This is a genomic window from Ruegeria denitrificans (genome assembly GCF_001458295.1).
GTDB classification, from domain to species: Bacteria; Pseudomonadota; Alphaproteobacteria; order Rhodobacterales; family Rhodobacteraceae; genus Ruegeria; species Ruegeria denitrificans.
On record NZ_CYUD01000007.1, the window covers coordinates 206945 to 227974 of the forward strand.

At 53.2% G+C, this 21030-nt stretch carries 22 protein-coding genes; 15 read left to right on the forward strand and 7 right to left on the reverse strand.

Going from position 1 to position 21030, the window contains the following annotated elements:
- Positions 1-168 precede the first annotated feature (168 nt).
- The 4 genes from RUE5091_RS12555 (at position 169) to RUE5091_RS23435 (ending at position 2726) form a co-directional block, all read left to right on the forward strand.
- On the forward strand, positions 169-1008 hold the full coding sequence (locus RUE5091_RS12555) for a hypothetical protein (protein ID WP_243470774.1): 840 nt from the start codon (positions 169-171) through the stop codon (positions 1006-1008).
- Positions 1009-1173: 165 nt separating this feature from the next.
- On the forward strand, positions 1174-2052 hold the full coding sequence (locus tag RUE5091_RS12560) for an FUSC family protein (protein WP_131726311.1): 879 nt from the start codon (positions 1174-1176) through the stop codon (positions 2050-2052).
- A gap of 62 nt (positions 2053-2114) precedes the next feature.
- Positions 2115-2435 carry a hypothetical protein gene (locus RUE5091_RS23590; protein WP_243470775.1) on the forward strand — a complete coding sequence of 107 codons (321 nt, stop codon included), beginning with the start codon at positions 2115-2117 and terminating at the stop codon, positions 2433-2435.
- A 126-nt stretch (positions 2436-2561) separates the two neighbouring features.
- A complete protein-coding gene (locus RUE5091_RS23435; RefSeq protein WP_207383735.1) occupies positions 2562-2726 on the forward strand; it encodes an antibiotic biosynthesis monooxygenase family protein in 165 nt (54 codons plus the stop codon).
- 528 nt (positions 2727-3254) lie between these two features.
- Here RUE5091_RS23435 and RUE5091_RS12575 read toward each other — a convergent pair.
- Positions 3255-4346 carry a BMP family ABC transporter substrate-binding protein gene (locus RUE5091_RS12575; protein ID WP_058282265.1) on the reverse strand — a complete coding sequence of 364 codons (1092 nt, stop codon included), beginning with the start codon at positions 4344-4346 and terminating at the stop codon, positions 3255-3257.
- Between the two features lie 295 nt (positions 4347-4641).
- Complete coding sequence (locus RUE5091_RS12580; RefSeq protein ID WP_058282266.1) at positions 4642-5562, reverse strand: LysR family transcriptional regulator; 921 nt, start codon at positions 5560-5562, stop codon at positions 4642-4644.
- Between the two features lie 98 nt (positions 5563-5660).
- On the opposite strand from RUE5091_RS12580, the gene RUE5091_RS12585 reads away from it, so the two are divergent.
- Together RUE5091_RS12585 and RUE5091_RS12590 are read left to right on the forward strand one after the other, a co-directional pair.
- Complete coding sequence (locus tag RUE5091_RS12585) at positions 5661-7031, forward strand: amidohydrolase family protein (protein WP_058282267.1); 1371 nt, start codon at positions 5661-5663, stop codon at positions 7029-7031.
- Positions 7032-7115: 84 nt separating this feature from the next.
- Positions 7116-7586 carry a nucleoside deaminase gene (locus tag RUE5091_RS12590; RefSeq protein ID WP_058282268.1) on the forward strand — a complete coding sequence of 157 codons (471 nt, stop codon included), beginning with the start codon at positions 7116-7118 and terminating at the stop codon, positions 7584-7586.
- A gap of 317 nt (positions 7587-7903) precedes the next feature.
- Here the strand turns inward: RUE5091_RS12590 and RUE5091_RS12595 are convergent, their stop codons facing one another.
- The gene (locus RUE5091_RS12595) at positions 7904-9340 is read right to left on the reverse strand and encodes an MFS transporter (protein WP_082643652.1); all 1437 of its coding nucleotides are present in this window, start codon (positions 9338-9340) and stop codon (positions 7904-7906) included.
- A 72-nt stretch (positions 9341-9412) separates the two neighbouring features.
- On the opposite strand from RUE5091_RS12595, the gene soxR reads away from it, so the two are divergent.
- Complete coding sequence (gene soxR / locus RUE5091_RS12600) at positions 9413-9844, forward strand: redox-sensitive transcriptional activator SoxR (RefSeq protein WP_058282270.1); 432 nt, start codon at positions 9413-9415, stop codon at positions 9842-9844.
- A gap of 323 nt (positions 9845-10167) precedes the next feature.
- Here soxR and RUE5091_RS12605 read toward each other — a convergent pair whose 3' ends face one another.
- From RUE5091_RS12605 to RUE5091_RS12615, 3 genes are all read right to left on the reverse strand, one after another.
- The gene (locus tag RUE5091_RS12605) at positions 10168-10650 is read right to left on the reverse strand and encodes a bleomycin resistance protein (RefSeq protein WP_058282328.1); all 483 of its coding nucleotides are present in this window, start codon (positions 10648-10650) and stop codon (positions 10168-10170) included.
- A 127-nt stretch (positions 10651-10777) separates the two neighbouring features.
- Complete coding sequence (locus RUE5091_RS12610) at positions 10778-11185, reverse strand: DUF2000 family protein (RefSeq protein ID WP_058282271.1); 408 nt, start codon at positions 11183-11185, stop codon at positions 10778-10780.
- Between the two features lie 17 nt (positions 11186-11202).
- A complete protein-coding gene (locus RUE5091_RS12615; protein WP_058282272.1) occupies positions 11203-11793 on the reverse strand; it encodes a LysE family translocator in 591 nt (196 codons plus the stop codon).
- A 136-nt stretch (positions 11794-11929) separates the two neighbouring features.
- Between RUE5091_RS12615 and RUE5091_RS12620 the strand changes: the two genes are divergently transcribed.
- A complete protein-coding gene (locus RUE5091_RS12620) occupies positions 11930-12412 on the forward strand; it encodes an Lrp/AsnC family transcriptional regulator (protein WP_058282273.1) in 483 nt (160 codons plus the stop codon).
- Between the two features lie 517 nt (positions 12413-12929).
- Here the strand turns inward: RUE5091_RS12620 and RUE5091_RS12625 are convergent.
- Positions 12930-13865 carry a MurR/RpiR family transcriptional regulator gene (locus RUE5091_RS12625; protein WP_058282274.1) on the reverse strand — a complete coding sequence of 312 codons (936 nt, stop codon included), beginning with the start codon at positions 13863-13865 and terminating at the stop codon, positions 12930-12932.
- Positions 13866-14066: 201 nt separating this feature from the next.
- On the opposite strand from RUE5091_RS12625, the gene RUE5091_RS12630 reads away from it, so the two are divergent.
- The 7 genes from RUE5091_RS12630 (at position 14067) to RUE5091_RS12660 (ending at position 20910) form a co-directional block, all read left to right on the forward strand.
- Positions 14067-14585: a TRAP transporter small permease gene (locus RUE5091_RS12630; RefSeq protein WP_058282275.1), complete on the forward strand. Its 519-nt coding sequence runs from the start codon at positions 14067-14069 to the stop codon at positions 14583-14585.
- Entirely contained in the window at positions 14582-15865 is a 1284-nt protein-coding gene (locus RUE5091_RS12635; RefSeq protein ID WP_058282276.1) for a TRAP transporter large permease, read from the forward strand. The genes RUE5091_RS12630 and RUE5091_RS12635 overlap by 4 nt, the downstream gene beginning before the upstream one ends.
- Positions 15866-15901: 36 nt before the next feature.
- Positions 15902-16942, forward strand: a complete 1041-nt coding sequence (locus RUE5091_RS12640) for a TRAP transporter substrate-binding protein (RefSeq protein WP_058282277.1) — start codon at positions 15902-15904, stop codon at positions 16940-16942.
- Positions 16943-17030: 88 nt separating this feature from the next.
- The gene (locus tag RUE5091_RS12645) at positions 17031-18497 is read left to right on the forward strand and encodes a M81 family metallopeptidase (RefSeq protein ID WP_058282278.1); all 1467 of its coding nucleotides are present in this window, start codon (positions 17031-17033) and stop codon (positions 18495-18497) included.
- Positions 18494-19549, forward strand: coding sequence for a D-TA family PLP-dependent enzyme (locus tag RUE5091_RS12650; protein ID WP_058282279.1), 1056 nt, complete (start codon positions 18494-18496; stop codon positions 19547-19549). Before RUE5091_RS12645 ends, RUE5091_RS12650 begins: the two co-directional genes overlap by 4 nt.
- Positions 19550-19604: 55 nt before the next feature.
- The gene (locus tag RUE5091_RS12655) at positions 19605-20519 is read left to right on the forward strand and encodes a sugar kinase (RefSeq protein WP_058282280.1); all 915 of its coding nucleotides are present in this window, start codon (positions 19605-19607) and stop codon (positions 20517-20519) included.
- Entirely contained in the window at positions 20512-20910 is a 399-nt protein-coding gene (locus RUE5091_RS12660) for a RidA family protein (RefSeq protein WP_058282281.1), read from the forward strand. Before RUE5091_RS12655 ends, RUE5091_RS12660 begins: the two co-directional genes overlap by 8 nt.
- Positions 20911-21030 lie beyond the last annotated feature (120 nt).

Below are 21030 nucleotides of genomic sequence, written 5' to 3' on the forward strand. Positions count from 1 at the left end.
CGCAATCGAAGAGCGTTTCGGCTGGCTTTGGGCGTCACTGTCGTTTTTACGCTTTCGCAGATTTACCAATGGCCAGTCGCGTTATTGGCATCTGCCGGTGCTGTCGCCTTGCTTCAAGATGCCAAGGCGATGCCTTTTTGGTTTGGTTTGCGAACAATCTTAATTGCCATGGCATCACTCGCCGGTGGGTTTCTGACAGCACTTCTCCTGTCGGGCTTTCCGGCAGTCATGGTACTCACCTATGGCTTCCTATTCATCCTGCTGTTTCGCTTTGTGCTGACAACTGGCGAACACTTGATCATCTTTGTGGGCCTTCTGGTTGGCTGCACAGTAATACCGGTCCTGGTGTTGATCTGGCCCGAGCTCGCATTGGTCGCAACGATTGGTGCGATGACCTCGTTCTTCATTGCGTGGCTGATCTCGACATTTGCGTTCGCGATCATTCGTCCGCCAGCGGATGTTCCATTGGCGCATCCACATTCGGAATCAGAACTGGATGTAACGCAAATCTCGGTAACGCTCGGACTAATCCTAGCCACTTTGCTGGCAGTTTTTTTGGTCTTTGGCCTGACGGACATTCTGGTCCTGATCTATTCAACGATTTTTGCGCTTTCCCTGACTATTTCTGGCGTCAGAGATTCGTTCCTCACTTACTTTATTGCCAATCTTGTGCTGGCCGGACTGGCGACAATCGTTGTCTACGAAATCCTTGTCATGGTCCCTTCGCTGCCAATGATGTCCGCTTTGGTGTTCCTGGTCATTTACGTGTTCGCACAACAGACCTTCGGACACTCTCCGATGGCGGCAGCATGGTCGAGCGCATGCTTTGGCTTTGTACTCCTGCTGAGCGGAACACTTCCCAAAGAGGGTGTAATAGCCACCGACAAGGTTTTGGATCGGGTCGTGCAAATCGGCACAGGCGCTTTGTATGTCGCTGCCGTGTTTGCCGTAGTCGGGTTTATTAGCCGCGTCAGGGCCTACTCACATGCCGGAGGCGCAAATGGTTGAACGGCCTTGGCTGAGCTTACACATGATTTGCATCATAGCGGGTCGATCCGGTGGCTGCTCATGATGCGCTTTGACTGGTCCAAAGTTGATCTCAAACTTGGCCTCTGGTTCGCAGTCGTGTCGTTCGTTGTCATGAATCTGGCACAGTTTCGGGATGCCGCGTGGATGACGGCGGGTCTGAGCGCTCTCTTGGCCTGGCTTCCACTCCTTCTGACGCAGCACAGGCACGTCCCCAGCGGCATCGCTGCGATATTGGTTTACTTGGTTGCAGGATGCATTCTCTCCTTTATTGGGCACGCTTCTCTTTCAAGCGAGGTTGCCCGGGTATTGATCGTTGGCGTGATCTCGTTCGTCGCAGTACTGACTTTGCGGTTCGGGACATTCTGTTATCTCGTCGGCTATGTTTTGGTGTTTTGGTACGTTCTGTCTCCACTGTTTTCAGCAAACCTCGGCTTGTACAACACAATCGAAGGGCATTTGGTTGGATGCCTTGGAATTCTGATTTTCTGGATATTGCAGGGCCGATGGGTCGACGGCTACAGTTGGGATCGTGATTGGCCGGTCGAAGAGCGCACGCCTTTTGGTATCGTCCTTCCCTATGCCGGAATTCTATCTGCAACCATGATGATCGGATTCGGCGTTGGTGGCCGAATTTTATCTTCGGACCCAACAATCATGGCCCAAGCGTCTCTGAACATCATCAGTCCCTCTGGTGAACAGACATGGCAAGCGGGAATAGGCAGAATGATCTTTGGTGCTGGCGGCGCGATAGTAGGTTTTTACATTGGTTTGTTGTTTCCCGGATTGATCGCTTACGAACTCGTCATTGCAGTATGTTCTTTCGTCGCGCTGGCCTTTCTCTGGGTGAATATCGGGTTTCTGGTGGGGGCTTTCGCGATCATGTTCACCTATCCGATTGGTGCGGTCGGAGAGGCTGGGCATGCAATCGGCAATGAAAAGCTGCTCGCAGAATTTCTTGGGATTTTCCTCGCGGTCATCGCGATTTGGGCAATCGGCCGCCGTTTGGCTAAGACCGCCGCTTGATTGGGTATTTCATCACAACCGAACGGACTGAGAGAAAAAATTCAATGGTATTGGGGGACGAAATGAAAAGACCGCTGACTCGAAAGGATTTCTATTCCGTATGTGTGGCGACACTCTGCGCTCTGTACCTAGTAATTTTAGCCGAACCTGGATACGCGGCAACCGCTTCAGGCGGCAGCAATTTCCCACCAAGTTTCGAGTCCTACGGGGACGCTGACATGAAAGGTGTCGGCGCAATCCTCGCACACCGAGGCGCGCAAGCGAAAGGACGCCCCGGGGTCTTTGATAACTACCGCCTGCGGATCGCCAGCGTGATCCGGGATTATGGCATGTTTGATCGAGAGCAAGCTCCGGCTGACAGCTGGAAGGCGCACGCGACATGAGTTGGCGTCCATCTTGTCAAAAATGACAACGAGTTCAGCAGCATCAACGCTTAGACCCGCATCGAAACAATAGAGCCGTTTTACTGATAGTTATCACCCGAAAAATCAAACTAGATGGATAACCGCATGATTGTCATGGTATTTGAGTTCGACGTTGAAGCGCATGAAATGGACGACTACATGCAAACGTCGACGGATTTGCGCGAACATCTGAATGGTATTGAAGGCTTCATTTCAATCGAACGTTTTGAAAGCTCAGCCAAACCCGGCAGATTTGTCGCCATCGGCTAGTTCGAGGACGAAGACGCTGTAACCAAATGGCGAAATCTTCCTGCGCATCGTCGCGCGCAAGCGCTTGGCCGGTCCTGCTTCTATAAGAGCTACCGTTTGGTGATGGCTGACGTTACCCGAGACTACACCCATGACCTAAGACGAGAGTCAGCCCCAGATGACAGCAATAAGGCACATCGAGGCCAAGAGTCCTGAAAGCCAACATTGCAAAGTCTTGTAACGAATGTCCGGGTTGGGCTGCCACCAGTCACAGGAGTGGAAAGTATTGGACGACAACGCTAAGTTCGTAATGTAGAGCTTTTTGGCATTGAAGCCATTGTCCGTTCTAATCGCCCTGCTGGCGTTCGCGTTCAGCTCAAGGTTTGACAAGTCCGTAGCCTTCATCAACGACAAAGCTAAAAAAGTGAGCGCGCCGGATTGGACGCGCTCACCTAGCGGTTACGAAACTCTCCTTTTTTGAAGCGGGGAGAAGCTTGCTTCAGGAGAACTTCATCAACGCGCTTATTTTACGCAAGATCATGGCTTTGTTTAGGATGGCAACTCGCCGTCGACACCTTGCACAAACCAGTTCATCTCATGAACCTGCTTGTCGGTCAGCGCTTCGCCTTCATCGATAACCGTCTCACCATTTGCGTTGGTGATGGGGCCAGAAAACGGGTTCAGTGTTCCATCTTTCAGCGCTTTCTCGACATTGGCTGCGGCAGTTCGTATGTCATCTGGCAGCGCGTCGTTATAGGGTGCCATCATAACCAGTCCCCCACTTATGCCATCCCAAGTGTGATTGGTTTCCCACGAGCCATCTAGGACATCCTGAACTCGGCTTATGTAATACGGCCCCCAATTGTTCACGATACCGGTAAGATGCGCTGTTTCAGCGAATTGCGACATGTCGGCGTCCTGACCAAAGCAGAAAACACCTGCCTCCTCGGCCCGCTGGCATGGTGCTGGGCTGTTTGTGTGCTGCGTTATGATGTCTGCACCCTGGTCCAGCAACACTTGTGCGGCGTCCGCTTCCAGTGCGGGGTTATACCAGGTGTTGACCCAGACCACCTTCACTTCGACATCCGGATTCACTTTTTGTGCCGCCAGGGTGAAGGCGTTTATTCCCATGATGACTTCGGGGATTGGGAAGGATGCGATGTAACCGATGGTATTTGTTTCAGTCATCGCCCCGGCGATTGTTCCAAATACGACGCGGCCTTCATGGAAACGGGCATTGTACACGCTGACATTGGGCGCCGTTTTGAAACCTGTGTTGTTTTCAAACTTAACGTCGGGAAATTTCTCGGCAACTTGCAATGTAGGTTCCATGAACCCGAATGACGCGGTGAAGATCAGCTCGTGCCCGGTCAAGGCAAGTTGAGTGATGACACGAGTGGCGTCGGGACCTTCAGGTACACTTTCAACAAAAGTGGTTTCGATTTTGTCTCCGAAATGAGCAATGACATCCTGTCGCCCGACTTCGTGACGATAGGACCAGCCGTTGTCGCCAATCGGGCTGGGATAAACAAACCCGACTTTCAGTTTTTCTTCGGCTATGCCGGGTATTGCACCCAGCAGGAATGACGCTGCGACACACATTCCGCCAGCCAGAAGTTTATTTTTGAGCTCGTTTTTCATCGAATTTCCTCCTTGTACGTCCTCCGGATGCGCCGTGCCTGGCGACTTGCAGGCGGCATGGGCGAGATCGCAACTCGCGACGCCGCTCAAAGACCTGCTCCGGCTTCGTGCTGATTTGGATTTGTTTAGGAAATTAGTGCCCACTTAGCGATGCATTCAAGCGCATACATTCGCCCTGTTTGTGCGCAAAATCAGAACGCTCTTACGAGTACGCCCGCCTTCAATGGTGAATTCGAAACTGCTTTTGAGATGTGTTCCCTACGGCGGCGAGAGGCGCCACACAGGGTACGATTTGTCACGCATCCGAGGTTTGCGCGCCTGCTTCTATTTCCTCCAAGGTTCGCACCAATATCCGTGCCAGAGCCTGAGTTGTCTCTGACATCTGTGCGGGGTTGCGGCCACTGAGTGTCAGCAGTTCATAAATGTTTTGGCCTTCGATCTGACAGAACAGCAAGTCACCTCTGGCCACTTCGTCGCGCACGTCCGCCCATGTCAAAAAACTGACGCCTGCACCCTGAATGACAAGCTGCTTTATCGCGCTGACCGAGTTGGATTTTGCTATGGCCTGTGAGTTCAAGCCCATGCGCTGGATCATGGACTTTACGGTTGCATTCAGTGACAGAGAGTGATCCGGAAGCACAAGCTGCTGCCCTTGCAATTCCTCTTTCCCAATCAAACCTTTAGCGCGCAGCTCCTGAGTGGGTTTCATAACGGCCCCAATATCCAACCTTGCTTCATAATGGCACCGAAACCCGAGATCTCCGGGCATGTTGAATGCAACAACCAGATCAAGCTCGCCTGCAAGCATCTGCTGAACCAGTTGAGACGTTCCAGCCACTACAACGTCAATGGCGACAGACCCATGTTTTTGTCTGATCTCGTCATACACCGTCGCCAAAAAACCTTCGGCAAAGCACTCCATTATCCCCAAACGCACATGGCCGACGCGCCCTTTCAGAACTTCGATTTCGCTTCGCAGAGCCTGATCCTGAACTTGAAACTCCCGGATGTAGTCGACGACCAACTTTCCGGCTTCGGTCAAATTCATCCCTTTTGCATGGCGCAGGAACAATGGGGTTCCCAACTCTCGTTCAAGGTTCAGAACATGTCGATTGATCGCTGAAGGTGCCAGGTTTACTCTCTCCGAAGCCTTCCGGATCGAGCCTGAGCTGGCAACAATTTCAAGAACGTGCGCGGCTTGAGTGAGCAGTGGCATTTTAGCGTCCTAATTATTAGTCCAAACCGTCCGGTTTATTATCATAGATTGGAACGCTCCTTCCTTCTAGCCTGAACAAAATTCATAAGGATAGAGAGATGCCTGGCGAAATCTTGCTGTGCGCCCCGTACGTGCTGACCATGGATGCGCAAAACACCGTTTTGAGCGACGGCGCAGTTTTGGTGCGCGGAAATGAAATTGTCTCCGTTGCGCTGCGGGACCAGTTGGCGCGCGAACATCCACGCGCAGAAATTCAGGAGTTCAGGGACAGTTTGCTAATGCCAGGCCTGGTCAATGCGCATTGCCATTCGGGCATCCTGCGAGGAACGGCCGAAGGATTGCCCGTCTGGGATTGGCTGCGCATGTATATCGACCCGATGCACCGGGTCCTCAACGCGCGTGAGGCGGAAACGGCATCTTGGCTTTGCTATGCGGAATCAGCCCTCGCTGGCTCGACGACAATCGTTGACATGTGGCGCTATATGCATGGCAGCGCAAAGGCCGCCGATACAATCGGCACTCGTTCAGTGCTTGTGCCGTATGTCGGCGAACACCCGGACTATGATTATTTCGAAACGCTCGAATCCAACGAACAGCTTCTGAAAGACTGGCATCGCAAGTCGAATGGTCGGATCAATGTCTGGGTGGGCCTGGAACATTTATTCTATGCGTCGCCAGAAAAGCATCGGGACTTCATTGATCTGGCGCTGAAATATGACACGGGCTTCCATACCCACAGCAACGAAGCCGAAATAGAACTGCGGGAAATGGACCGCCGTTATGGCAAGCGCTCGGTTCATGTTCTCAGGGATCTTGGGTTTTTCGAACCCCGCAACACTCTGCTCGCGCATTGTGTCTGGCTGGACGATACGGAAATCGAGATCATTGCCGAAAATGGTGTCGGCGTCGCCCATAACCCGGTCAGCAACATGAAGCTGGCAAGTGGCATTGCACCGGTGGAAAAGCTGCTCAGGGCAGGTGTCGCTGTCGGGATCGGCACAGATGGCGAAAAGGAGAACAACAATCTCGATATGTTCGACGACATGAAGTGCACATCGCTTCTTGGAAAGCTGAACAACTTGAACGCCAGTGCGCTGGACGCGTGGGAAGTTCTGCGTATGGGCACAATCGATGGCGCCAGAAGCATCGGTCTGGAGAACGAAATCGGTTCGTTGGAGGCTGGCAAGAAGGCTGACATTATTGCCGTACGGACTGATACGCCACGGATGACGCCCCTGATCGGCGATGGTGAGTTCTTCAACCTCCATTACAATCTCGTGCATTCAGCGCGGGGCTCGGATGTGGTCATGACAATGGTGGACGGAAATCAGATCGTGAAAGAGGGGCGGCTTGTGACCGCTGATCTGTCCGACATGATCAATGAAGTTCACGAAGTTCTTCCGGGATTGTTTGAACGCCGAGCCGCCTTTCTGTCTGAAAACACCGATGGTGCGGTCAGCCCGGTTTGAGGAACAGCGTAGCTTCGGAGGAAACATGCCAGTCAAAGGGCGAACTATGTTTGGCAGGCTTTACGGGCATTATAGGAAAAACAAATGTGCGATGATCTGAAATATCTGCGTGAAACCATAAAGATAGCCCAAGAGTGCCGAGATTCCGGCAACCATCCCTTCGGGGCCATTCTCGTCGGCCCCCAAGGTGACATATTGCTTCGGGCAGGAAACTCGTACTCGTATGAAAAAGGCGTTGGGCATGCGGAATTGAATGTTGCCCGAGCAGCGAGCCGAAAGTACCAACCTGAATACTTGGAAAAATGTACGCTATACACATCCGTAGAGCCCTGTTGCATGTGCGCGGGAGCTTGCTATTGGGCAGGAATTGGAACTGTCGTCTACGGGATGACTGAAAAGCGATTAGCTGTACTCACCGGTGACAACGAAGAGAACCTGACGCTGAATCTACCTTGTGAAACCGTATTTGCAGCAGGTCAACGAAAAGTAGAGACCCGCGGACCATTTGCCGAAATCGAAGAAGAAGTTGCCGAGGGTCATTCGGGTTTCTGGTAATTGGATGTCAGCTACGAGAACAATTTGCCAAATGAACCTTGTATTTTCAAATTGAAATGGCGAGTTTGTTGCGCATCCCAGAAACTGCAAAGCCTTATTGTGAATGTCCGGTTTGGGCTGCGACCAGTCACTTATGTGTGTTGCAGAGAATGCCAGCAGAGCCGAACCCGTAAATTTGGAATTCTCACTGCGTGCGCTGGCAACAAAAAATTTTGCCGCATTTTCATCATTCCGAGCGTAGCGTGATCTATTCGATCAGCGAGCGAGATGCGCAACAAAACACTCGTTGAAGGAATGCCGCCAATTGCGAACGACGTTCATGCCGACACCTCCCGCGAAGCAGGTTGCTTCCGCACCAGAGTGAACATCGCCATGAGTGCAATAAGCCCAAACGGCAAGCAGGCGAGGAAAACCCATCTGGCAACGTCTGATGCTGCCTGAGTCGTGCTCATGGTAACGAAACCTGAGGCATTTGCGACAATCCCAATGTAGGCGGCTCCCAACGCGTATCCCAATCTCTGGACTGTGGGCATCGCACCTGAGATTCGTTGCACTTCACCCGGTTCGGCAAGCGATGTGGTGCGGCGAAGAATGAAGGTCCAGGCCACGCCAAACCCGGCTCCATCCATCGCAGCGAATACCGCGATCAGCCAGACAGGCCCGTTGGGAACAGCGTAAAGAAAGCCTGCAATGCTCAGTACCACCAGGGTGATCCCGGCAGCGATCATCAGACGATCAAATCGCTCCGGTGAGCCACTCACAAGCACCGCCGCAATCGACCAACCGATGGAAGAGCAGGCAATGATATAGCCCGCGGTCAAGGCGGATACACCATGTATGGCGATCACCAGAAGCGGGCCGAAGGCTGTCAGGGCGACAGTAGCGATGGATAGTGACAATATCATCAGAAGCGCGGCCCCCGTCGTCGTGCCCAGCCCGAACGGGTGGTTCGGCAGCAACCTGTCTGTCCCGGCGCGGCCATCAAGGCGCAGGAAAATGACCAGACATGACAGACCCATCGCTACCAGAAGCGAGGTTTGTATTGGCTTGACCTCAACCCCGCCCGACGACACCAACAGGACCGCCAGACACAGCAACGCCAGTCGCCTAAGGGGAAACTTGCCGGAATCCGTCGTTTTAGATGCTGCCTGATCCGGTCGCAGAGCAATCCAGACGGACAATCCGAAAGCCTGAAGCGCGAAGAAACCGAACCCCCAGCGCCATGTTGCATACTCGACAAAGAAGCCTCCGATCAACGGGCCAAGAAACGCGGAAAGACCCCAGAAAGTTGAAACCATGGCTATTGCGCGTGCCGTGTATCGTGTTGGGAAAATCGAACCCACCGCCACGAAGGCCATGGCGACAAGCCCGCCGCCGCCCAGCCCCTGCATGGCGCGTCCGGCAAGGAACAGGGCCATCGTAGGGCTTAAAGCACTGAGTAGGCATCCAATCCCAAACAGGGCTGCCGCAAGACTCATCGGACGCCGCAGCCCATGTCGCATCGTCAAGAGCGCGCTCGCTGCCCCGGCCACAACCGAAGTAATCTCATAAAGCGACACAGACCATCCGACCAACGCAGCCCCGCCAACGTCGGAGACAATAGAGGGAAGCATGGTTGCCACGATGAGCCCATCAGCGGCGTGCAGCCAAACGGCGAGGCAAACCAGTGCAAGAGACGGCGCATAAGCGCTCGTCAGGAACTCTCGCCATGGAACAAAACTGTCGGCACTATTGTCGCTACCCGGTGCGGCCATCTTTATCTCCAACGTGTTGACAGCTTCCCTGCTACGACCTCAACATTGGTTGAGGTCAAGAGGGGAAAATCAATGGCAGAGAAATTTCTTTCGGTCGGAGACGTTGCTCGCCGCAGCGGCCTGCCGGTCTCAACTTTGCATTTCTACGAACGCAAAGGGCTGATTGCCTCCGAACGGAATGCAGCCAATCATCGGGTTTACCGCCGTGAAATTCTGCGCCGTGTTTCGGTGATCAAGGTGGCCCAGAGTGCCGGGGTGTCTCTTGCCGAAATCGCGGAAGCACTTTCCAGCTTGCCTCCGGGTGCAGCGCCAGACACTGATGACTGGGCCCGTATCTCCGAGGTTTGGTTTGATGATCTGACACGCCGGATCAATCTGCTTACCGCTCTGAGAGACAAAATGGGTAAGTGCATCGGGTGTGGCTGTCTAAGTGTCAAAACTTGCCCGCTCTACAATGAAAACGACCATCTGGCGGAAGAAGGGTCGGGGCCGAGGCTTCTATAGTAAAAAGGCGACATCCGCTGCTATCGCATAGACGTGCAATGTGAGTTCAGAAACGCCCGATCCTAATGCGGCACGCCCCACCTGTTGAACCTCACATAAGCCGCCGTTCGCCACATCCACCACTGACGCCAGCGCCTGTATCGCAAGTTACCGTGCGCTCTGCCGTACGATCACCAACAGCAAGCTTGCCCCGAACATGCGGTAATGTCTTCTGAAAAACGCTTATCTCTTTGATCTTGATGTGTTCTATTCCCTTGTGAGCTGCTTATGGTTCATACGGTCACAAATGTCAGCTTCGCGACGGCGATCAACCTGAGGCCGCTTCAAAGGAAACTCGTCCCATATTTCTGATTTAGTTGTTTATGATCACTATCTGTGACTGCGCGCGTACTAACACTCTGCGCAAACCTCAAAAGGTATCCGTCGGGGTCAAGAACTATGAACTGCCGCCTTGTATCCATGCAATCGGTCTTCCAATCTTCTGCATCATGAATTTCGACGAACGGCTTAATCCCCTTTGCGCGTACTCTGTCATACAGGTCCTGAACGTTGTCGACCATGAACTGAAAATTGATCCCACGTCCGAAGGGCCGCTCCATCGACTTGGGAAACCAGGGCTCCCAGCTTCCGTCGATGGTCCAATGCGCGATCATAATCTGAGCCTGATTCAACGATAGATAGGCGTGAGGATCTTGTCCGCGTTGTTGGGCCACCTCAAAGCCGATGGTTTCCGTATAAAACGCCATCGATTTCTCAAAGTCAGTGCACCAAAGCTCCGGAACCAATGGCTCGATTCTGAATGTCATATCGCTCTCCAAGAGGGTGTCACCTCCTCATTCTGGTTTCTCAAGTGAAGTTGAAGCCAAGCTAAAGTAGCTTATCTGTTTCAATTCATTAATTGACGCAGGAAGCCGAACGTCACAAAGCCTGCATTTATCCATGCATCTTCGCCCCTTTGGTGATCTTGTCCACGACCTTGTTGTTAGCGCGTAGGGCTATGCCCACGGTGTTGGGTTCGTCGGGGCCATGTTCAGAAAAAACGGCCCGGTTAGCCTCGTCATGGCCAGTGGCAAACATTTCTTCGATGTAAGCCACGGTTTCGACGCCCCGATTGCGGGCGCGATTGCGAATGTTGGTCAGAACATTGGCAGCGCCTGACAACACGATTACTGGCTGAACGGACATCGGCAGATGAGAGTTGCCGTCAGAGTCTTTATAGAAATCGCCAATAAGATCGGGGTTGGCGCCGGTAATGCCGCTCATCAAAAAGGCCGTTACGTTTAGTTTTTGCCAAGTGGCAAGGTCATCACGGACAATGATGGCAATCTTGGTGTCAAACATTTGTACGTCCTTCCTTCTTAAATCAGCGCGATCATTGACACGGCGAGGCCAAGGCCAAGAGCCAGATTGATCAGACGGGCTAGTGTTGGGTTTTGCAAAAGTCTCTGCAATGCCGCTCCGCCCACAAGCCAAGGAAGACAGCCCACAACTGCGGCAATGGTGAAAACCACACTAAGCGTTGCAGCTTGTTGAAAGGCAGACCCTTCCGAGATCATGAATGCACCAACGATAGAGACCGATACGATCCATGCTTTCGGATTGACCCACTGAAGTAACAAGGCGGGCAGGAAACCAATTTTGAGCTCACGGGTACTCAGTGCTTCGTCTCTTGAAATCGGGGCGCTAGCAATGACCCAAGCCAGCCAAAGTATGGCTCCCATTCCGACAACGCGCAGTGTGGAAAGCACGACTTCGTTTCCAAGAACAGATGCGCCAAGACCAAATCCCGCTGTAAAGAGGATCAGTCCCGTTCCCATTGCGGTTCCAACCAATGCAGGAAGCCCGCGCAGAACGCCCATCTGAGCGCCAATCGTTGTCAACAGTACATTGGATGGGCCTGGCGTCACTGATGCCAGGAAGGCAAAAAGAAAAAATGCTGGCAGTTCCATCGTTGCCACCTCTTCCTATGTTGTTTCGTCGTTCTTGATATATGTGGGAGTTTTATTCTGTAAAACTCTATCTAAATCGTATATCATTCATTAGTAGGCAAATATATCGAAGCTATTTCGGAAGAGGTGAGCGAAAGTGGACATTGACCGAACGGATCGACGAATTTTGGCGCTTTTGTCGAATGATGCACGGAAGACCAACAAAGAGCTTTCACATGATGTTGGCTTGGCGGCCTCAAGCGTCCACGAGCGGCTAAAGCGTCTCCATGACAGCGGTTTGGTAGTGGGGGCATATACTGACATTCGGCTGGAACGATTGGGCCTCTCATTGAAAGCGTTATTGTTCATTCAAATGTCTGAACACAAAAAGAGTGACCTTGATCGAATTCTGAAGGAAATTCTGAAGATCCCTGAGGTACGTGCAGGCTGGATGATCAGCGGCCGATTTGATGCGGTCGTGGAAGTTGTAACAAAAAACACCTCACACCTGCATCGGTTGGTTGTTGAACGGTTTTCGTCACGAGAAGAGATCAGTCGAATAGAGACATCTATCGTTTTTGAAAGCGTTTCTCAGCACGATCTCTCCGATACACTCGAATTGACGAACCATCAGCCGTAAGGCTTTGCGTGAACCTAGGGAGTGTGGGGGTCGCCTATTTCCCCTGGGGTGCAGGGGAGATCGTTTTCCAATCAATCCGATCTAGGTGCCCTCTACCACCCTAGTTTGCACTCCGCCGAGTTGACCCCAGATTGGACGTGACAAGGCAACCCGGCAAGTCGCGTTTTGGCACCCTCAATCATTCTGCCGAGAAACACCAAAAACATGACCGACGGTTTCCTTCCGCTCGACGGCGTCAATTAGAAAACCCGCCAAGCCGAGTCGCGAAACAAATGACCCGTTATTGGGGAGTCGAATTGGGGCCGTGACCCGTCGCTTATGCGTATTACAGTGAAAGATAGTCGTAAGCACATCGTTGCCAATGCAGCTAGATATATCTAGGCCTACGACGCGCACCACGCTTCCAAACTCGCAAACCGCTCCAATTCAATGGCTCACAATTGCCTAAGACTGCCGGGCTATTACCAGCAAATACCGATCAGCGACGCTTAATCAAACTGATCTGTTCGTCCCTAAGTTAGTCGCCCAAAGGCTGTGGCCCAGTTCTTCCATGGTAAGCCGTCAAGGACGCACGAATTCGACGAAGATTCTCCTTCGTTTCGTCAGTCATCTCCTGCGCCACCGTCATAGCCAATGCGTCGACAATCGCTAGGTGCGCATATCGCGATGCGGTCGGTTTGTAGATGTCACTGTCTTCTGGCAATTCCGTGAGAAGGGCAATTTTAGATATGTCCGCCAGTCGGGTATTGGGTTTTGTAATACTGATGGTGGTTGCGCCATAACCATTGGCGACTTCCGCGGCACTGACGATTGCGTCAGCTTCACCACTAGCTGAAACGAGAAAAAGAACATCTTCGGGTCTAAGCGCCGCCGCGCGCATTTGCAGGACGTAGCTGTCATTCACAAAGAATGATGGAATTCCGAGCCTGAAAAAGCGATTGGATGCTTCCTGAGCGACAAGAGAAGACCCTCCTCCTATTCCAGCGAAAAGGATTTGCCGCCGGTCTAGGCAGGCATCCCTTGCTTTTTCAAGCCTCTCGGTATCGATTTGACCGCGCATGACATCCAGGGTTGCGAACAATGCCCCCAGGACCTGGTCAATCGCTGAATTCGCGTCAGAGCTTTCATCACCGGCATTTCTGTATAAGTACTGAGCGCTTACGGCGACGTTCTGGGCCAGGCGGAGCTTGAAGTCCCGAAAGCCTTCACAGCCGAGGCTACGGCAGAACCGCACAACTGTTGGCTTACTGACCGAACAACGTTCCGCGAGATCCCCGATGGTCATCGAGCTGATTTCGTTGAGGTGGTCCTTTACGTAGTCAGCGACTTTCTGCTCCTGAACCGCCAGTTTGGTCTGCGAATTATGCAGTGCCGGGATTAGATCCACAGCGCCAATGCGGCCCTTATGCGGGGGCGCGTTTTCATCTGAGACAGGGCGCGGTTGGTTCGGCATGTGCGTGATTTTCTCTTGGTCGCTGATGAAACTTAGTTACACGGAACGCCGCGATCGAGCAAGGAATTCGCCGATATTTGCGGAAAATCCTCAGTTTCAGCCACAAATAAGAAACTAAATTACACTTTTTCATTGAAAGCTCGGCCCTGATCGCGCAAAGTGTAACCAAGTTACAGATTCGGATCCTGGGGAGGAGTGCGAATGTCAGACTGGTTTGCCACCGCAAGCGCAAGGATAAACTCAGTCGTCGAGGGTATCGTTGCCGCGTTGATGTTGTCCTTGGTGCTGGATGTCTGGCTTGGCGTCGCCGACCGCTACTATTTTCACTGGCAACTTCCTTGGCCCGAGGTGCTGGCCCGCTACCTGATGATCTGGGCCGCATTGCTTGCCGTTTCTTCCGGAATCGCGCGCAGGGACCACATCGGATTGACTGCGTTCATCATGATACTTCCCGTCGGTTTGCGCCGTACTCTGCTGATTGCGATGGACGTCTTGGCGCTGGCTTTGTTCTTATACGTCGCGTTCTTTGGGATCAGCTTCGCCGAAAGCGGAGCTCCCCGCCACGCGATGATCTTTGGTGCCAGCCTTGCTCCGTTCTACGCAGCCATTCCCGTCGCGGCAGCACTGTCATCTGTACAGCTGGTGCTGGTCCTGTTTCGGGATCTGGGGTCGCATATTGACGAACCACCCTTTGCCACTGAGGCGGAGGAAACGCTGTGATCGTCGCAATCGTTTTTGTCGCCCTTATCCTGTTCGGGATGCCGATTGGGTTTGCCATTGGCCTTGCCGGCGTCGTTGGTCTGATTGACATGGGCGGAACTCAGTTCCTTGCGATTGGTCCCAGCAAGATATTCAACGGGCTCAATATCTTTCCTTTTCTTGCCATGCCGTTCTTCATCCTGGCCGGTGAGATAATGAATGACATCGGGATCACCAGCCGCCTTGTGAAACTGGCTCAGGTTCTGGTTGGACGGTTCCGTGGTGGGTTGGCCCATACCAACATGCTGGCTTCGGTTTTCTTCGCTGGACTAACAGGCTCGGCGACTGCGGACGCGGCGGCCTTTGGTCGGACACTTGTGCCTGCAATGGTAAAAGAAGGCTACAAACGTGATTATGCCTGTGCGGTGACGGCAGCGGGATCCATCATCGGCCCGACCATTCCGCCTTCGGGGCTAATGGTTGTCTATGGGTCGCTAATGGGTGTTTCCATTGCAGGCCTGTTCGCCGCAGGCGTTCTGCCAGGCCTAGTGATTTGTATCGTTTGCATGGCGGTCATAGCAATCGGCGGTAAGCGAGAAAACCTTCCAAAAGCATTGCGCGGTGCGACCCCTCGCGAGGTCTGGGGTACATTTGTTTCCTCACTGACTGCGTTGGCGATGCCTGTGATAATCCTGGGGGGCATTCTGGGTGGGATTGTCACCCCGACAGAAGCTGCGTCGATTGCTGTGGCCTACGCGATGTTCATCGGGATTTTTGTCTATCGATCGCTGACATTCAAAGGTTTCTACGCGATGCTTGTCCGTACGGCGCGCATCACTGGTGTTATCTTTGTGATTATTGCCTTCGCCGGTATTCTCGGCTGGTGGATGAGTTTTGAACGCATTCCGCAACTTATCGCGGAAACCGTTCTTGGTCTTTCAGATAACCGGTATGCCGTAATCGCGATCATAATCGGATTGCTGCTTATTGTTGGTATGGTGATGGATATCACCGCCATTCTGATCATCCTTGCGCCGGTGTTGGTTCCACTCACACAGCAGGTTGGGCTGGAACCCATTCACGCCGGGATCATCTTTGTTCTGGCTCTAAACATATCGTTGATGACCCCGCCGGTGGGCGCTTGCCTGTTTGTTCTGTCTTCCGTGACCGGCGAAAAGCTAGAACGGATCTCAATCAAGCTGTTTCCGTTTCTGATCGCCGAAGTCGCTATCCTATTTGCCTTTGCATTTTGGGAGGACGCCGCCCTTTGGCTGCCCCGGATGTTGGGCTTTGCTCAGTAAATTCCCCACGAAAACCAAACCAACAGGAGAAGTACAATGAAGAAAATTCTGACAGGAGCGGCGCTTACCGCGACTATGCTTGCATCCAGTGCGCTGGCCGAAGGTGGCGTCATCAAGTTTGGGCATGATAACAAAACCGATCCGTTTGAAAATCCGGCGCACGCCTGTACGGCCGTGTTCTCCAACCTTGTGAATTCCGGCACCAACGGCAGCGTCACGGTTGAAGTATTCGGATCGAACCAATTGGGCTCGGCCGCCGAGCATGTGCAGCAGGTGCGGGACGGCATCATTCAGGCGACCCTGACATCGACTGGTGCCTTGGCAAGCTACTACCCACGGATTGATGTGCTGAATCTGCCATTTGCATTTAATGGCAACGCCTCGACCTACGAAGTCTTTGACGGCGAGTTTGGCGAAGCCCTGGCCGCAGATATCGAAGCAGAAATGGGTGATGTTGTGGTGCTGGGCTTCCCTGATACGGGCGGATTCTTTGCGGTCACCAACTCTCAGAGACCTATTGCGGACCTGAAGGACTTTGATGGCATTCGCATCCGCACGATGACTTTGCCTTCACATCAAAAGATCGTGCAAGCCTTGGGTGCAGAAGCCTATCCCCTCTCGTGGGGCGAGGTGTATTCCGGCCTTCAAACCGGCGTGATTGACGGCCAGATGAATCCAGTCCCGATCATCTCCTTCGCCAATTTTGCCGAAGTTCAGCAGTATCTGACGCTGACCAACCATCTGTTTTCGCCCTACACCTTCATGATCAACCGCGCATTCTTTGAGGGCCTGTCCGAGGCCGAGCAGGCCACGATCCGTACGGCCGCTGAAAACTGCGTAACTGCAAGCCGCGGTCTGTCACGGATCATCGAATCCTCAGATAGAGGTCTTGCGGGCCTCATGGATCAGATTGAAGTGACGGCCCTGACTGACGAGCAACGCAGTTCCATGGCGGCTGCAACGCAGCCTGCTTTTGAATCGCATGTTCAGGAAAACCTGGATGAGAAAGCGGCCGAGCTTTTGGCAAGTTTCAAAGCTGCGGTGGAGAACGCCAACAACGCGTCTTACCTCGATTGATCCTCCCTGACTGCCGGAACCAACCGGCAGCACCTCTTGTCGGAGACCAGTTTCTGGTCTCCGGCCCAACCAACGAATTGGATTAGACATGCGGGTTTTCTGTGCGTCCCTTGCGACCGAAACAAATACGTTTTCCCCCCTGCGCACGGATTTTTCCGATTTTGAGCAGAGCTTTTACGCACCGCCCGGCGAGCACCCCGTTACCCCTACGTTGTGCAGCGCGGTGTTTCCGGCGCTGAGAAAACGGGCACAGGACAATGAGTTGGAGTTGATCGAGGGCACCGCCACATGGGCGGAACCGGGCGGGTTGCTAAATCGCGAAACATGGGCGCGCCTTAAACGCGAGGTGCTGGATCAGGTGAACGCTGCGCTACCTTTGGACGGTGTTGTTCTGGGTCTGCATGGGGCGATGATTGCCGAAGGGTGTGTGGATTGCGAAGGTGAATTGATCGAAGCCATTCGCGCGATTGTCGGCCCCAAAACGGTTATCGGAGCCAGCTTCGACCCGCACAGTCATCTCAGCCAAAAACGTGTATCGAATGCCAACGTAATCACTGTGTTCAAAGAGTTTCCGCATACTGATTTTGTTGAAGCAGGAGAAGCCTGTGTCGACCTTACCCTGCGCACGATCAAAGGAGACATTCGGCCCGTTATCTCAGTTTTTGACGTTCGTATGTTGGATGTCCTGCCAACCAGCCAGGAACCCATGCGCGGATTTGTTGATCAGTTGAACCAGATGGAAGCAAAGGGGGAAGTTCTCTCAGCTTCTGTCATTCACGGGTTTATGGCCGGGGATTCCCCAGATCTCGGCGCCAAAATCGTCGTTTTGACAGATGATGATCAAGCCAAAGCCGACAATATAGCCCGGAATTTGGGAACGGAGCTATTTTCGTTCCGAGGACAGACCAAGCCAGACTACCTGTCCCCGGTTGAAGCATTGAGAAAGGCTCAGAAAGCCGCGCATGGACCTGTGGTCGTGGCGGATGTGTGGGATAACCCGGGCGGAGGCGTCGCGGGGGATTCAACCCTGATCCTTGAAGAGGCCATTGCTCAAAACCTCAAATCTGTCGCATTCGGCACGATATGGGATCCCATGGCTGTTCGCCTATGCCATGCGGCCGGAGAAGGCGCAGTGTTCGATCTTCGCTTCGGAGGCAAAACGTCGGCTCTCGCAGGTAACCCAATTGACGCCACGGTCACGGTCGTCCGCAATCAACGCAATGCAGTTCAGAGCTTTGGTGCATCTATCGTCCCCATGGGGGACTGCTCGGTCATTCGTTTGGGTGGGATTGAGGTCGTTTTGAACTCAAACCGAAGTCAGGCTTTCTCGCCAGACCTGTTCACTAACCTCGGCATCGATGTCACTGAGAAAAAGATACTGGTCGTCAAATCTACAAACCATTTTCATGGTGCCTTCTCAGACGTCGCTGCCGAAATAATCTATGCAGCCGTCGAAGGCCCCTATCCGAATGATCCCACCAAAACACGTTACAAGAATCTGACACGCCCAATTTGGCCTATCGTCAAGAACCCTCATGAGGAAGTTGTGGAATGATTTTTTCTGATATCGACACACCGGCTGTCCTGGTTGACCTGGATATCGCCGAAGCGAACATCGATCGCTTTCAGGGGCATTGTGCGAAACACGGACTTGCCGTCCGACCGCACATCAAAACCCACAAACTCCCTATGCTAGCCAAACGGCAAATTGAGGCCGGTGCTATTGGCATAACATGCCAGAAAGTGAGCGAGGCCGAGGCAATGATTGCTGAGGGTGGTATCGACGACGTGCTGATAACCTTTAATATCCTCGGCGACGCCAAGCTGGCGCGGTTGCGTGCCCTGTCAGAGAAGGTGAGATTGTCTGTGGTCGCGGACAACACCGAAACCGTTGACGGTTTGTCGAGATTCTTTGCTGATGCCGCGACACCACTGTGTGTACTTGTGGAGTGCGATACAGGCGCGGCACGATGCGGCGTAACCACACCTGAGCAGGCGCGAGATCTCGCGCGCTACATCGATAGACAACCGGGTGTAACATTCCTCGGTCTAATGACTTATCCGCCGGTGGGCCAAGAGGTTGCTGTTCAAGAATGGCTCACCAGAGCCAAACGAGAAATCGAAGAGATCGGGTTGTCGGTGCACGTCGTATCCCATGGCGGTTCACCAGGCATGTGGCAGTCGCAGGATGTTCCAGTTGCAACTGAATACCGGATAGGCACTTACATCTATAACGACCGCTCCCTACAGGCACGGGGCGTCTGTACCTGGGAGGACTGTGCGTTAAGCGTCCTCGCCACGGTGATCTCAGTCCCCGCAGACAATCGGGCTGTGATTGATGCGGGATCTAAAGTTTTGACCTCAGACCTGTTGGGACTGGAAGGCCACGGGTACGTTATTGGTCGCCCGGACATTCTGGTTCAGGGTCTGTCAGAGGAACATGGCGTTCTGAAGGCCGACAAGATCAATCTGAAAGTTGGCGAGCGTATCCGGATTATTCCGAACCATGCCTGTGTTGTGACCAACATGGTTGACCAGATTGAAACCACTCGCGGCGATCATACGCTGGGACTTGTACCAGTCGCGGCACGGGGCAAAGTTCAGTAACGGCAAAACCGTAGCCCAAAGACGCAGCCTGCGTCGGGCATCAATAAGGTGAAACATGGCTGACCTCATATGTTTAGGGGAACCCCTGTTCGAATTGAACGCATGCCAGGATGGCCGGTTCAAAGGCGGGTTCGGCGGAGATGTTTCCAACGTCGCCGTCGCCGCCGCCAGACAGGGGATTGACGTCGCTTTGCTTGCGCGCGTCGGAGACGATCAATTTGGCGAGAAGCTCCGGGGTTTGTGGTCTCGAGAAGGCGTGAACCACGAGCACGTGTTATCTGCCTCAAGTGAGGACACGGGGCTCTATTTTGTCTTTCACGATGGAGACGGGCACCATTTCGTTTACCGTCGGAAAGGCTCTGCCGCGAGCCGGATGTTACCGGAACATATTCCAGACGATGCAATCTCCAACGCCAGGATGTTCTATACTTCCGGGATCAGTCTTGGGGTAAGTCCAGAGTTACAATCAACAACTCAGCAAGCAATCCACGCTGCGCGCCAGTCTGGCATCTCAATTGCTTTCGATCCCAATTTGCGTACAGCTCTTTGGCCATTGGACATGGCCCGGCAGGTTACTCACGATGCAATGCGGCGCTGCAACATAGTGCTGCCAGGGCTTGATGACGCCCGTCAATTGACGGGCCTTTACAGCCCCGAGGACATAATTAGCTTCTACCACAGACTGGGTGCTGAAATTGTGGCGCTGTCGCTAGGTGCGGACGGTGTATCCGTATCCAACGGGCAAGGGATTCACACAATTCCCGGAGTAACAGTCCCGGCGGTCGACGCTACCGGCGCGGGAGACTGTTTTAACGGAATTTTCTTGTCCGCTTTCCTGAAAAACAAGGATGCCGTGAAATCTGCTGAACTCGCGAACCGCGGCGCGGCCCTTTCGACTACGGGCTTTGGTGCCGTGGACCCCATTCCTTACGAAAAAGACCTAACAGAAGGAAATCACTTCAATGACTGAGAAAAAGATCTTGCGCTTGGGCGATGACAGGACAGGTGCAGGTGGTCAACCGCTACCCTTTGCTCCAGCTGTAAGAGCCGGCGACTTTGTGTTCATATCCGGGCAGGTGGCAATGAAAGAAAATGGGGAAATAGAAGCGGGTGGCATCGAGTCGCAAACCCGAAAAACGATGGAAAACCTGATTGCAGCTTTGGCGCTGGCAAATTGCACTCTGGATGATGTAGCGAAAGTGGGCGTCTGGTTGGACGATCCTCGTGATTTTTGGACGTTCAACCGGGTCTACGCGAGCTACTTCCCAAATGGCGGCCCGGCGCGCTCAACAGTCCGTTCGCAAATCATGGTGGACGCCAAGGTCGAGATTGATGCGGTCGTATACAAACCGCTTGGCTAGCTCCAGGATACTCGTTCCAATTGAATAGAGCTGGCATTTTTCTTGCCAGCCTATTTACTTGAAATATTACAGAGCACCATTCTGGAAGGATGTTTTGTAACCCTACGGGAGTAGTACGGG

Excerpts from the sequence above, each read along its gene's own strand:
- RUE5091_RS12555 (WP_243470774.1), top strand. The coding sequence starts at position 169 with ATGGCATCACTCGCCGGTGGGTTTCTGACAGCACTTCTCCTGTCGGGC.
- RUE5091_RS12560 (WP_131726311.1), top strand. The coding sequence starts at position 1,174 with ATGACGGCGGGTCTGAGCGCTCTCTTGGCCTGGCTTCCACTCCTTCTG.
- RUE5091_RS23590 (WP_243470775.1), top strand. The coding sequence starts at position 2,115 with ATGAAAAGACCGCTGACTCGAAAGGATTTCTATTCCGTATGTGTGGCG.
- RUE5091_RS23435 (WP_207383735.1), top strand. The coding sequence starts at position 2,562 with ATGATTGTCATGGTATTTGAGTTCGACGTTGAAGCGCATGAAATGGAC.
- RUE5091_RS12575 (WP_058282265.1), bottom strand. The coding sequence starts at position 4,346 with ATGAAAAACGAGCTCAAAAATAAACTTCTGGCTGGCGGAATGTGTGTC.
- RUE5091_RS12580 (WP_058282266.1), bottom strand. The coding sequence starts at position 5,562 with ATGCCACTGCTCACTCAAGCCGCGCACGTTCTTGAAATTGTTGCCAGC.
- RUE5091_RS12585 (WP_058282267.1), top strand. The coding sequence starts at position 5,661 with ATGCCTGGCGAAATCTTGCTGTGCGCCCCGTACGTGCTGACCATGGAT.
- RUE5091_RS12590 (WP_058282268.1), top strand. The coding sequence starts at position 7,116 with ATGTGCGATGATCTGAAATATCTGCGTGAAACCATAAAGATAGCCCAA.
- RUE5091_RS12595 (WP_082643652.1), bottom strand. The coding sequence starts at position 9,340 with ATGGCCGCACCGGGTAGCGACAATAGTGCCGACAGTTTTGTTCCATGG.
- soxR (WP_058282270.1), top strand. The coding sequence starts at position 9,413 with ATGGCAGAGAAATTTCTTTCGGTCGGAGACGTTGCTCGCCGCAGCGGC.
- RUE5091_RS12605 (WP_058282328.1), bottom strand. The coding sequence starts at position 10,650 with ATGACATTCAGAATCGAGCCATTGGTTCCGGAGCTTTGGTGCACTGAC.
- RUE5091_RS12610 (WP_058282271.1), bottom strand. The coding sequence starts at position 11,185 with ATGTTTGACACCAAGATTGCCATCATTGTCCGTGATGACCTTGCCACT.
- RUE5091_RS12615 (WP_058282272.1), bottom strand. The coding sequence starts at position 11,793 with ATGGAACTGCCAGCATTTTTTCTTTTTGCCTTCCTGGCATCAGTGACG.
- RUE5091_RS12625 (WP_058282274.1), bottom strand. The coding sequence starts at position 13,865 with ATGCCGAACCAACCGCGCCCTGTCTCAGATGAAAACGCGCCCCCGCAT.
- RUE5091_RS12630 (WP_058282275.1), top strand. The coding sequence starts at position 14,067 with ATGTCAGACTGGTTTGCCACCGCAAGCGCAAGGATAAACTCAGTCGTC.
- RUE5091_RS12640 (WP_058282277.1), top strand. The coding sequence starts at position 15,902 with ATGAAGAAAATTCTGACAGGAGCGGCGCTTACCGCGACTATGCTTGCA.
- RUE5091_RS12645 (WP_058282278.1), top strand. The coding sequence starts at position 17,031 with ATGCGGGTTTTCTGTGCGTCCCTTGCGACCGAAACAAATACGTTTTCC.
- RUE5091_RS12650 (WP_058282279.1), top strand. The coding sequence starts at position 18,494 with ATGATTTTTTCTGATATCGACACACCGGCTGTCCTGGTTGACCTGGAT.
- RUE5091_RS12655 (WP_058282280.1), top strand. The coding sequence starts at position 19,605 with ATGGCTGACCTCATATGTTTAGGGGAACCCCTGTTCGAATTGAACGCA.
- RUE5091_RS12660 (WP_058282281.1), top strand. The coding sequence starts at position 20,512 with ATGACTGAGAAAAAGATCTTGCGCTTGGGCGATGACAGGACAGGTGCA.